Below are 11180 nucleotides of genomic sequence, written 5' to 3'. Positions count from 1 at the left end.
CCTGACTCTCGACATAGCCTCGATTTTGAACTTTAGGATCTTTGATGACTGGATCGACGACAGCGGGGACCCGCCTTTGGACCCCGGACGGTTTTCGCGAGGACGAGTGGACGCACGCCGAAAGCGCCGAGGCGCTGGCCGGCAATGGCCGCTTCATCCTGCCGCTGCAGGTCTTTCTCGGGCTCGACGACCAGGTCCGCAAGTCGGCGCGCGAGCGCATCGGCGTCCTGCTGCAACCCGGCGACGAGCTCGACAAGATCACCGGCCTGCTGGACCAGCTGTCGCTGGTGGCGCTCGCCTTCCCGGCCTTCAATGACGGCCGCTCTTTCTCCAAGGGCGAACTGCTGCGCGCCCGGCACAATTTCAAGGGCGCGGTGCGCGCCACCGGCCAGGTGCTGGTCGACCAGCTGCCGCATATGCTGCGACTCGGCTTCGACGAGTTCGAGGTCTCCAATCCGGTGCTGTTGAAGCGGCTGGAGGAGGGCCGGACCGGTGGCCTGCCGGTGTACTACCAGCCGGCTGTGGAACCCGAGCCCAAGGGCCCGAAATACTCCTGGCGGCGCAAGCGCGCTGGACCAGAATGACGTTCGGTCGGACCGTCATCCTGGTCCAGTCCTTTTGTTGGAGCATGATCTTCTCCGAACCGAAGGTCAGCGCAGCAAAAACCGGTTTCCACTTTTCGGGATCATGCTCTGGCTAACGCAGCGGCATCTTTACAAGCCGCCCAAGCAGGCATTCTCTCGGCAGAACGGACGGAAACATCCGCCGGGAGGAAACCATGCGCTATGACTATGTGATCGCCGGCGGCGGCTCCGCCGGTTCGACGCTTGCCGCGAGGCTTTCCGAGGATCCATCGAAGACTGTTTGCCTGCTCGAAGCGGGCGGCGCCGGCAAGGATTTGCTGATCCGTGCGCCCGCCGGCATCATCGCGCTGCTGCCTGGCCGGCCCAAGATCAACAACTGGGCTTTCGCCACGGTGCCGCAGGAGGGCCTCAACGGTCGCAGGGGTTTTCAGCCGCGCGGCAAGGCCTTGGGTGGCTCCAGCGCCATCAACGCCATGCTCTACACGCGGGGCAACCGCCGCGACTATGACGAATGGGCCGAGCTCGGCTGTGACGGCTGGTCGTGGGACGAGGTGCTGCCCTATTTCCGGCGCGCCGAAGGCAATCAGCGCGGCACTGATGCGCTGCATGGCGGCGAAGGGCCGCTCAGGGTCGCCGAACAGCAGGACCCGCGCGCGATCTCCAGGGCTTTCGTCGCGGCCTGCGGCGAAAACCAGATCAGGTTGAATGACGACTTTAACGGGCCGGAGCAGGAGGGGGCCGGCCTCTATCAGGTAACGCAGTTCTGGGGCGAGCGCCGCAACGGTGAGCGTTGCTCGGCGGCGGCCGCCTATCTGCATCCGGCGATGAACCGGCCGAACCTCACCGTCATCACCGGCGCGCATGCGACGGGCGTCGTGCTCAACGGCAAGCGCGCCACGGGCGTGCGCTATCGCGCCGGCAAGAGCGAAGCCGTGGCGGAGGCACGGCGCGAAGTCATCCTCTGCGGCGGGGCGTTCGGCTCGCCGCAACTGCTACTGCTCTCCGGCATCGGTCCGGCGGTCGAGCTCGCGGCGCACGGGATTCCGCTCGTCCACGAATTGCCCGGCGTCGGCCGGAACCTGCAGGACCATCTCGATTTTATCCTCGCCTGGAAGTCGCGGGAGACGGATCTGATGGGCATCGGCCTCAGCGGCATGCCGGGCCTGATCAGGCATATGCTGCGCTGGCGCAAGGACGGCAGCGGCATGATCGCCACCCCCTATGCCGAAGGCGGTGCTTTCCTCAAATCCGACCCGGCGATCGAGCGCCCCGACCTGCAATTGCATTTCTGCATCGCCATCGTCGACGACCATGGCCGCAAGTTGCATATGGGCTACGGCTTCTCCTGCCACGTCTGCGTGCTGCGGCCGCATTCTCGCGGCGAGGTGGGGCTGTCGAGCGCCGATCCGCTGGCGCCGCCGCGCATCGATCCGCGCTTCCTCGAGGACGACCGCGACGCCGCTCTTCTGCTCAAGGGCGTGCGAATGACGCGCGCCATATTGGAAGCGCCGGCGCTGGCGAAGTATCGAGCCAAGGAAATCTATACCGCCGGCGCTTCGAGCGATGCCGAATTGATGGCGCACATCAGGGCGCGCGCCGACACGATCTACCACCCCGCCGGCACCTGCAAGATGGGCGTCGACGACATGGCCGTGGTCGATCCGAAGCTCAAGGTGCGCGGGCTGGAGGGCTTGCGTGTGGTCGATGCCTCGGTGATGCCGACCCTGATCGGTGGCAACACCAATGCGCCGACGATCATGATCGCCGAGAAGGTCGCGGACATGATCCGGGCGACCGCCTGATCCTTGCCTGCTTGGTCGGACCAGCTTCGTCGGTTTTCCGTGCGCGTCGTCTTTCCCGTACACCCGCCGGTGCATTCGAATCTATCTGGTCAGACCACTTATGCGATTTTGACTTCCCCTCTCGTCGTCTTGCCCTTAGGATAGGGTCATTATTTCGCGTTACGAAATAAATAGCCAGCTAAGGGAGGAAGCAGCATGGCAGGCAAGAAGATATTGATGCTCGTCGGCGAGTTCAGCGAGGAATACGAGATTTTCGTCTTCGAGCAGGCCATGCACGCGGTCGGCCACACCGTCCATGTCGTGTGCCCGGACAAGAAGGCCGGCGACGTGCTCAAGACCTCATTGCACGACTTCGAGGGCCATCAGACCTATACCGAAAAACTCGGCCACGACTACATCCTCAACAAGACCTTCGCCGAGGTGAACCCCGCCGACTACGACGCGGTCTATGCGGCGGGCGGGCGCGGGCCGGAATATATCCGCATCGACAAGCGCGTGCAGGCGCTGGTCAGACATTTCCATGAAGCCGGCAAGCCGATCTTCACCATCTGCCACGGCGCGCAGATCCTGATCGCGGTTGATGGCGTTGTGCTCGGCAAGGAAGTGGCGGCGCTGCATTATTGCGAGCCGGAAGTGACGCTTGCCGGCGGCATCTATATCGATGTCGCGCCGACCGGCGCGCATGTCGACGGCAATCTGGTTTCAGCCAAGGGCTGGCCGGGCCTCGCCGCCTTCATGCGGGAATGCCTGAAAGTGCTCGGTACCGAGATCCGCCACGGTGAAGCGCTGATGCGGGACGACCGGAAGGCGGCCTGAACTCGTCAATTGCGGCGGCGCGGCTATTAGATCGTGAAGGCGTTTCGTTGAATCGCCATCACGATCTAACTCTTTGTCGGAGCATGATCTTCTCCGAAAACCGGTTCCCACTTTTCGGGATCATGCTCTAGCGCCGCCCGCCGCCTGCATTCTCAGCCTCGGCGCCGTCGAGGCGGTCAAGCAGGTCGACCAGTTGCCGGGGCATTTCCTTTTCCAGGCGAAATGTCGGCAAGGTGCGCAGAAAGCGCTTGGTCGCTTCGCTGCCCGCCTGCCGCCTGATATCGTTGGCCAGTTCAGCGCGCCTGTTGGCGTTGTTGCCGTTCATCGTCCCAAAATCCTGTGTCGGCTTCGAAACTCCGCTAGGGCGACAATGGTTCCCATACTCGCCCTTGAGAGCAAGCAAAGCTGCTCGGTACGGTAAAATTTGAATTAATTTTAAACGATAGTCCGATATCGGCCGCCCACGCTTACCCCTTGATTTTTGGCCTCCAAACCTCGATATCGGGCGCAAATCCAGACCAATCCGAATGACGGGAAACGCGATGAGCGACCAGGCAAAAGACGAACGCACGCCCGAAGATATGGAAGCCACCCAGGCTTCCGGCGAGCGTGCGGAAGGTGGCGTCGACGGCGACTACGAGGCGCTTGTACGGCTGCTGAAGGAAAACGAGGAACTGAAGGACCGCGCGCTGCGCACCGCGGCCGAAATGGAGAACTTGCGGCGGCGCACCGCGCGCGACGTGCAAGACGCCCGCGCCTATGCCGTTGCCAACTTCGCCCGCGACATGCTGTCGGTGTCCGACAATCTGCGCCGCGCGCTGGACGCGATTCCCGCCGAGGCGAAGGCTGGCGGCGATGCCGGTTTCAAGGCGTTGATCGAGGGCGTCGATCTCACCGAGCGCGCCATGCTTTCGGCGCTGGAGCGCCATGGCGTGAAGAAACTAGCGCCCGAAGGCGAGAAGTTCGATCCGAACTTCCACCAGGCGATGTTCGAGGTGCCCAATCCGGAGGTTCCGGCCGGCACCGTCGTCCAGGTGGTTCAGCCGGGCTATTCGATCGGCGAGCGCGTGCTGCGGCCGGCAATGGTCGGTGTCGCCAAGGGCGGTCCGAAGACCGCCGCCGAGGCGAAGGTCGAGCCGGGCCCGGTGAACGAGCAGGCCGAGAAGGATGCGTGATTAGGGAATAGGGAATAGGCAGTAGGCAGTAGAGGGAACGAGGGCGATATCAATCGCGTAGCTTCGTGCTATTCATACTCCCCCATTCCCTACTGCCTAATCCCTACTGCCTATGCCCTTGAATCCCATCGCCTTGCTCGACTATGCCGGCGTCGCCGTCTTCGCGGCGACGGGCGCGCTTGCCGCATCGCGCAAAGAGCTCGACATCATCGGCTTCCTGTTCCTGGCCAGCGTCACCGGAATCGGCGGCGGAACGCTGCGTGACGTCATCCTCAACCTGCCGGTGTTCTGGGTCGCCAACAGCGGCTATGTGCTGATCTGCGCCGTCGTGGCGGTGCTGGTCTTCTTCAGCGCCCACCGGTTCGAATCCCGTTACAAATTGCTGCTCTGGCTCGATGCCATCGGACTTGCCGCTTTTTCGGTCATGGGCGCCGCGAAGGGGCTGGCGATCACCGGCTCGCCCGTCGTGTCGGTCATCATGGGCGTGCTGACGGCAACCTTCGGCGGCATTTTGCGCGACCTGCTTGCCGGTGAGCCCTCGGTGCTGCTCAGGCCCGAGATCTATGTCACGGCCGCCCTTGCCGGCGCCGCCATCTTCACCCTTGGCGATCTTGCCGGCCTGCCGGCGCTGGCGTCGAGCCTGCTCGGCTTCGCGGGCGCATTCTTGGTGCGCGGCGGGGCGCTTAAATTCGGCTGGTCGTTTCCGGCCTATCGGAGTCGGCCGGGGCGAAGGCCGGAGGATATTCCCTGAGGGAGCGAATAGCGAATAGGGAGTAGCGAATAGGGATTGCGCGAGATAGCGTTCTATTCGCTATTCGCTATTCGCTAAGCGGCGAAGCGCTGGCCTTCGCCGCCATAGTAGTTGACGTAGCGGGCGCCGATCTCCTTGACGGGCATGACGACGAAGACGTCGACGGTCGAGAATTCGTGGTCGATGACGCAACCGTCGCCGATGCGGGCGCCGACGCGCAGATAGCCCTTGACCAGCGGCGGCATGGCAGCGATCGCCGCCTTGGTGTTCACCGCCTCGATCGGCATCAGGTCCATGGAGCAGTAGCGTCCCGGAACCGCGCGGACATCCCAGGCGGAGTCGGTGCGGCAATGATGGGCGAGGTAGGTCAGCGCCTCGGCATGCGCTGCCGGCACGATGCCGTGGAAGGAGGCGCAGCCGGTCATCACGCCGATATTGTAGTGATTGATGTAGGCCCAGATGCCTTGCCACAGCGCCTCGATGGTGCGCTTGGAGCGATATTCCTTGAGAACGCAGGAGCGGCCGAGCTCGAGGAAGCGCTGGCCGGGGTGCCGCGCGACAAGCTTGGTCAATTCGAACTCACCCTCGGAATAGAAGCCTCCGGCGGCCGTGGCGATCTCCTGCCGCAGCAAGCGGTAGGTGCCGACGATGCGACGATGTTCAGGGCCGGGAAGGGACGTGTCGAACACAAGAAGGTGATCGCAGAGCGGGTCGAAACGGTCGGCGTCGCGCCGGTCCTGCGCCTGGAACAGGTCCTTCCTCGCGCCAAGCTCGTCGTAGAATACCCGATAGCGGACCTCCTGGGCGGCGGCGATCTCGGCCTCGTTGCGGGCGAGCCGCACTTCGAGATTGCCGACACGGCCCAGCGGAGCACCGTTTGCGACGGCGTCGACGGTACGGGCGGCGAGCAGGGCGCCGCCGGCATTCGGCCGAGTGTCACATTCAGGCACGACTGTATGCACGAGTGATTCTCCTTCGAGCCATCCCTCTTGGCACGGGGATACGGTGTAGGTGCAACAGGATTGTGACAGTACCGTGATACGACGTGGCGGGCAATACTTTGTCGGCTGGGCAATACCCTCAACCGGCTATCTTGTGACCGCGAAAGGCAGGCAAGCCAAGGCGTTCAACGGTCAAAAATTTCCTTAAAGCAGGTCGCGTGAAAAAGGATTCACGCGACCTGCTTTGAGTTTTTGATTTAAGCATGTCTTTGCCCCGAAACCGGGCCCACTTTCGGGAGACATGCTTTAAGCCGCAACCTGGCCCTCGACCGCCTGGACGAGTGCGTCCGGGTCGAGCGGCTTGGTCACGAAACCGCTGGCGCCGTGGGCGAGCACGGCATGCCGGGTCTTTTCCTGGCTGTCGGCCGAAAGCACCATGATCGGGATCGGCGGCATGGCGAGCGACTCTTCATGGCGACGGATGGCGGCGATCGCGTCCAGCCCGTCCATGACAGGCATGTGCAGGTCCATCAGCACCACATCGAAGCGAAACTTGAGGCCGGCATCGGTAACGGCCTCGACCGCGGCCTTGCCGTTGCCGACGATCCTGACGCGATGCCCGGCCTTGAGGAGCGTGGCGCGGGCGAGCATGGCGTTGATGTCATTGTCTTCCGCGATCAGCACCGACAGGCCCTGGTCGCGCTTGCGCACCGAGGATGCCCCGCGCGGCTTCGGCTGCGGCTGCAGGAGCGGGGAGCCATGGCTGGTCAACAGCACCCGCAAAAGGGTCTCGCCGCGCACCGGCCTGGCGAGGAAAGTGGTGTAGCCGCTGGCGCGGAATTCACCGAGCATGCCGCGATCCGTCGGCGCGATCAGGGTGATGGCCTCACAGTCGGCGAAGCCCGCGTCGCGCAGCCGCCTGAGCAGCCTGCCATCGCTGTTTTCGAGCGCCGCGTCGATCAAGAGCACGTTGCAGCCGGCGGCGAAGGGAGCGGCCTGGCTTGGTGTCGCCGCGATCTCGACGATGCCGCCATGGGCCCTGATCGCGCGGGCGATGGCATCGGCCTCGACGGCGTTTTTCGACACGATCACCGCCCGCCGGTCGGCAAGGATGTTGTGGCGATGCGGCGGCGGTTCGGTCGCGGCGACCGCCGGAAGCTCGAGGACGAATTCGGACCCCTCGCCGAGTCGGCTCAAAACCGAGATCGTGCCGCCCATCGCCGTCGCCAGGCGCTTGGAGATGGCAAGACCGAGACCCGCGCCGCCATGCACCCTGGTCGAGGTGCCGTCGGACTGCTCGAACTCCTCGAAGATGCGCTCCATGTCCTCTTCGCGCAGGCCCGGGCCGGTGTCGGCGATGGTGAAGCAGATGCGGTCGGTGGTTTCGGTGCGGGCGCGCGCCACGGTCAGCAGCACGCCGCCCGTGTCGGTGAACTTCACCGCATTGCCGATGAGGTTGAGCAGCACCTGGCGCACGCGGCCGGGATCGGCGGTGATCATCTGCGGCACGTCGGGCTCGACATGGCAGCCGAGGCCGATGTTCTTGGCAAAGGCCTTCGCGGCAAGAAGCTCGATGATGTTGTCGGCGATCTCGCGCAGCGAGGTCGGCTGCGGCTCGGGCTCGAAGCGGCCCGCCTCGATCTTGGAATAGTCGAGCAGGTCCTCGATGAGCGCGAGCAGCGCGCTGGCCGAAGTGGAGACCGCGCCGACATAGGTGCGCTGCTCGGGCGAGAGGTCGGTATCGGCAAGCAGCTTCGCCATGCCCATGATGCCGTTCATCGGCGTGCGGATCTCGTGGCTGACGGTGGCGAGGAAGCGCGACTTGGCCTGGCTGGCATATTCGGCCCGTTCGCGCGCGGTGATCAGCGAGGATTCGGCGCGCTTGCGGGCGGTGATGTCGCGGGCGATCGCCCGGTGCGAGACCGCGCCCGTGTCCTTGTCGCGCACCGACAATTCGATCCAGGAGAACCAGCGCGGCCCGTTCGGGGTGCGGATCGCGACATCGGTGGAACTCAGGCATTCATGATCGGAGAAGGCGGCGTCGGGAACGACACCGACATCGATGCCAAGCTCGGCCAAGGTCTTGCCGGCAAGATCGCGCGCGTCGATCTCGACAAGCGAGGCAAAGACGCTGTTGGCATAAACGATATGGCCGTCACGATTACGGTGGACGACGAGGTCGCCAAGCGCGTCGATCAGGCCGCGGAAGCGCTCCTCGCTCTCCTGCATCTCCCACATGCGGTCGGCGAGGGTTTCGATCTCGGCGCGGCTGCGGGCGGCGGTCTCGTCGAGAAGCGCTGCGGCGCGCCGCTCGTCGCGACGGTTGCGCAGATGCATGGCAAGGCCGGCAAGCGCGGCGGCGGCGAGGCCGATGGTGATGATGAGCGGCGCGCCGGTAAGATGCGCCAGCCCCGCCATGACGGCGATGGCGACGATCGTCAGGAACGGCAAGCCTTCGTGGCTCGCCATGGGCAATTCAGGCGCCAGCGGCGGCGCGACAAGCACCTGCCGCTTCGGCGCATCGGGGATGAGCCTGTCAGCGCCCGCGGCTTTGCTGTCCTGTCTGATGTCGGAGTCCGCGACCATGCGCGGACCATGCCAGACAGAGATTATGGAAGACTGGGACGGATCGTTCGAATTTTAGCGATTGCGCGGATTTTAACCACGCATGCGCGGGCGAAACCGCTATTTCCAGCTACATATCGACGACGACGCGGCCCCTGATCTTGCCTTCGACGATGTCGCGCGCGGCAGCGACAATGCCGTCGAAACCGATCGTGCGCGACAATGTCGACAGCTTCTTCAGGTCGAGATCGGTGCCGATGCGGCGCCATGCCTCGAGGCGAACCGCCTTCGGCGCCATCACCGAATCGATGCCCAGCAGCGAGACGCCACGCAGGATGAAAGGCGCGACGCTTGCCGGCAGGTCCATGCCGCCGGCCAGGCCGCAAGCGGCGATGGCGCCGCCATAGGAGGTCATCGACAGCGCGTTGGCCAGGGTATGGCTGCCGACCGAGTCGACACCGCCTGCCCAGCGCTCCTTGGCGAGCGGTTTCGCGGGCTGGCTGAGCTCCTCGCGCGAGATCACCTCGGCCGCGCCGAGGTCGATCAGATAGGGACTTTCGGCGTTGCGGCCGGTCGAGGCGACGACATGGTAACCGAGGCTCGACAGGATCGAGATGGCGACCGAGCCGACGCCGCCGGCAGCACCCGTCACCACCACCGGGCCGCGGTCCGGCACGATGCCGTGCCGCTCCAGCGCCATGACTGAGAGCATTGCGGTGTAGCCCGCCGTGCCGACGGCCATCGCATCATGCGCGCTCATGCCCTCGGGCAGCGGCACCAGCCAGTCGCCCTTGACGCGGGCGCGACCGGCATAGGCGCCGTAATGCGTCTCGCCGACACCCCAGCCGTTGAGGATCACCTTGTCGCCCTTGCGCCAGTCGGCATGCGAGGAGGAGATCACCGTGCCGGCGAAATCGATGCCCGGAACCAGCGGCCAGCGGCGCACGACCGGCGCTTTGCCGGTGATGGCGAGCCCGTCCTTGTAGTTCACCGTCGTCGCCTCGACGGCGACGGTGACATCGCCTTCCATCAGGTCGGCCTCGGTGAGGTCGACGACATCGACGGACTGCTTCTTGTCCGCATCGCGCGAAACGAGGATGGCTTTGAAGGTATCGGGCATGGTTCTCTCCTCGGCTCTGCTGTCGGGAAGTCTGCGGCTTCAACCGCGTGCGGTCAATTGCCTGGATCCTGCGGTTTGGCCTCACGGCCCCAGCCGATCAGCTCGTCGAAGACGACAAGCGCCGCGCCGACCGAAATGAAGGCGTCTGCGAGATTGAAGACCGCGAAGGACCAGACGGGCGTGTGGAACAGGATGTAGTCGATGACGTGGCCGTAGACGGCCCGGTCGATGAGGTTGCCGAGCGCGCCGCCGATGATCAGCGCAAAGCCGATGCGGGCGACGACATGGCCGGCAGGCGTGCGCGTGGCGAGATAGAGCACGAAGGCCACGACCAGCACGGCGATGACCACCAGGCCGGTGTCGCCGAAGGACTCGAACATCGAGAAGGCGATGCCGGTGTTATAGGTGCGGAACAGCGCCAGGAACGGCAGGAGATCGACTTTCTCCTGAAAGGCGAGACCGTTCTCGACCAGTTGCTTGATCCACTGATCGAGGGCGATGGCGATGACGACCAGCACGACGTAAGGGGACCAGGATTTCACTTAGCAGTCCTCATCGGCAGCCCTCATCGGATGTCGTTGGCAGGCTCGAGCTTCAACGCGCCGCGCCGGATCTCGAACAGCATCACGCCGGTGGCGACCGCCAGATTGAGCGAATCGGCCCGGCCTGCCTGGGGGATCCTGAGCAGCCGGTCGCAGCTCTCGGCGAGGCTGTCCGGCAGTCCCTGCTGTTCGTTGCCCATCAGCAGCAAGACCGGGCCTCTGGAGAAATCGACGGAGCGATAGTCGACCGCGCCCTTGAGGTGCGTTCCAGCGACCAGCCCGGAAAAATCGCGCCGCCAGGCGAGGAAGGCCTGCTCGGTCGCCCTGGCGACGGGCACGGCGAAGATCGAGCCCATGGTGGCGCGCACCGTCTCCAGCGAGAACGGATCGGTGGTATCGCCGACCAGGATGACACCTTTGGCGCCGACGGCGTCGACGGTGCGGATCACGGTGCCGAGATTGCCGGGGTCGCGCACGCGGTCGAGCGCAACCCAGACATCGCCGTCCCTGGCGCGGATATCCTTCAGCGGCACGGTCTGCTGCGCAAAGACGCCGACCACCATTTGCGGGTTTTCGCGGCGGGTGATGGCTGCCAGCACCTTTTCAGAAACTTCGAGCACCGTGCCACCGGCGGCAACGGTCCGCGCGGCGACCTTTTCGACGGCCGCGTTGCCGCGCCCTGCCTTGGCGAAGACCAAGGTCCTGATCGACCAGCCGAGGTCCAGCGCGTCGATGACGAGCTTCAGGCCCTCGGCCATGAACGCGTTCTGCTGGTCGCGGAATTTCTTGAGCGTCAGCGCCTTGATGTCCTTGACCAGGGGATTGGCAAGGCTGGTGACTTCCTTGACCTGCCCGACAGGGCGCGCGCCGTCATGTGCCGTCAT

The 11180-nt window shown here is 64.7% G+C and carries 11 protein-coding genes; 5 read left to right on the top strand and 6 right to left on the bottom strand.

Annotated elements, in window-relative coordinates:
* Positions 1–44: 44 nt before the first annotated feature.
* The 3 genes from AC0YKC_RS15515 to AC0YKC_RS15505 all read left to right on the top strand — a co-directional run bounded on the left by AC0YKC_RS15515 (position 45) and on the right by AC0YKC_RS15505 (position 3202).
* Positions 45–584, top strand: a complete 540-nt coding sequence (locus AC0YKC_RS15515; protein ID WP_434724021.1) for a DUF934 domain-containing protein — start codon at positions 45–47, stop codon at positions 582–584.
* A gap of 194 nt (positions 585–778) precedes the next feature.
* A complete protein-coding gene (locus AC0YKC_RS15510; protein ID WP_488511656.1) occupies positions 779–2386 on the top strand; it encodes a GMC family oxidoreductase in 1608 nt (535 codons plus the stop codon).
* 195 nt (positions 2387–2581) lie between these two features.
* The gene (locus tag AC0YKC_RS15505) at positions 2582–3202 is read left to right on the top strand and encodes a DJ-1/PfpI family protein (protein WP_488511655.1); all 621 of its coding nucleotides are present in this window, start codon (positions 2582–2584) and stop codon (positions 3200–3202) included.
* A gap of 127 nt (positions 3203–3329) precedes the next feature.
* On the opposite strand, the gene AC0YKC_RS15500 is transcribed toward AC0YKC_RS15505, so the two are convergent.
* On the bottom strand, positions 3330–3527 hold the full coding sequence (locus AC0YKC_RS15500) for a hypothetical protein (RefSeq protein WP_488511654.1): 198 nt from the start codon (positions 3525–3527) through the stop codon (positions 3330–3332).
* Positions 3528–3744: 217 nt separating this feature from the next.
* Here AC0YKC_RS15500 and grpE point away from each other — a divergent pair, with 217 nt between their 5' ends.
* On the top strand, positions 3745–4377 hold the full coding sequence (gene grpE, locus AC0YKC_RS15495) for a nucleotide exchange factor GrpE (protein ID WP_320296901.1): 633 nt from the start codon (positions 3745–3747) through the stop codon (positions 4375–4377).
* A gap of 118 nt (positions 4378–4495) precedes the next feature.
* Entirely contained in the window at positions 4496–5128 is a 633-nt protein-coding gene (locus AC0YKC_RS15490; RefSeq protein ID WP_320296900.1) for a trimeric intracellular cation channel family protein, read from the top strand.
* Positions 5129–5202: 74 nt separating this feature from the next.
* On the opposite strand, the gene olsB is transcribed toward AC0YKC_RS15490, so the two are convergent.
* The 5 genes from olsB to AC0YKC_RS15465 all read right to left on the bottom strand — a co-directional run bounded on the left by olsB (position 5203) and on the right by AC0YKC_RS15465 (position 11180).
* Positions 5203–6090, bottom strand: a complete 888-nt coding sequence (gene olsB, locus AC0YKC_RS15485) for a l-ornithine N(alpha)-acyltransferase (protein ID WP_488511653.1) — start codon at positions 6088–6090, stop codon at positions 5203–5205.
* Positions 6091–6375: 285 nt separating this feature from the next.
* A complete protein-coding gene (locus tag AC0YKC_RS15480) occupies positions 6376–8655 on the bottom strand; it encodes an ATP-binding protein (protein WP_488511652.1) in 2280 nt (759 codons plus the stop codon).
* A 109-nt stretch (positions 8656–8764) separates the two neighbouring features.
* Positions 8765–9754 carry an acrylyl-CoA reductase (NADPH) gene (gene acuI, locus AC0YKC_RS15475; RefSeq protein ID WP_488511651.1) on the bottom strand — a complete coding sequence of 330 codons (990 nt, stop codon included), beginning with the start codon at positions 9752–9754 and terminating at the stop codon, positions 8765–8767.
* Positions 9755–9807: 53 nt separating this feature from the next.
* On the bottom strand, positions 9808–10296 hold the full coding sequence (gene lspA / locus AC0YKC_RS15470) for a signal peptidase II (protein WP_320296896.1): 489 nt from the start codon (positions 10294–10296) through the stop codon (positions 9808–9810).
* Between the two features lie 23 nt (positions 10297–10319).
* Complete coding sequence (locus AC0YKC_RS15465; protein ID WP_488511650.1) at positions 10320–11180, bottom strand: TrmH family RNA methyltransferase; 861 nt, start codon at positions 11178–11180, stop codon at positions 10320–10322.

This window comes from Mesorhizobium sp. CNPSo 4661, from assembly GCF_057784215.1.
The sequence above is the reverse complement of the archived record's forward strand: the minus strand, read 5'-3'. Positions and strand labels throughout refer to the sequence as shown.

Excerpts from the sequence above, each read along its gene's own strand:
- AC0YKC_RS15515 (WP_434724021.1), top strand. The coding sequence starts at position 45 with ATGACTGGATCGACGACAGCGGGGACCCGCCTTTGGACCCCGGACGGT.
- AC0YKC_RS15510 (WP_488511656.1), top strand. The coding sequence starts at position 779 with ATGCGCTATGACTATGTGATCGCCGGCGGCGGCTCCGCCGGTTCGACG.
- AC0YKC_RS15505 (WP_488511655.1), top strand. The coding sequence starts at position 2,582 with ATGGCAGGCAAGAAGATATTGATGCTCGTCGGCGAGTTCAGCGAGGAA.
- AC0YKC_RS15500 (WP_488511654.1), bottom strand. The coding sequence starts at position 3,527 with ATGAACGGCAACAACGCCAACAGGCGCGCTGAACTGGCCAACGATATC.
- grpE (WP_320296901.1), top strand. The coding sequence starts at position 3,745 with ATGAGCGACCAGGCAAAAGACGAACGCACGCCCGAAGATATGGAAGCC.
- AC0YKC_RS15480 (WP_488511652.1), bottom strand. The coding sequence starts at position 8,655 with ATGGTCGCGGACTCCGACATCAGACAGGACAGCAAAGCCGCGGGCGCT.
- acuI (WP_488511651.1), bottom strand. The coding sequence starts at position 9,754 with ATGCCCGATACCTTCAAAGCCATCCTCGTTTCGCGCGATGCGGACAAG.
- AC0YKC_RS15465 (WP_488511650.1), bottom strand. The coding sequence starts at position 11,180 with ATGACGGCACATGACGGCGCGCGCCCTGTCGGGCAGGTCAAGGAAGTC.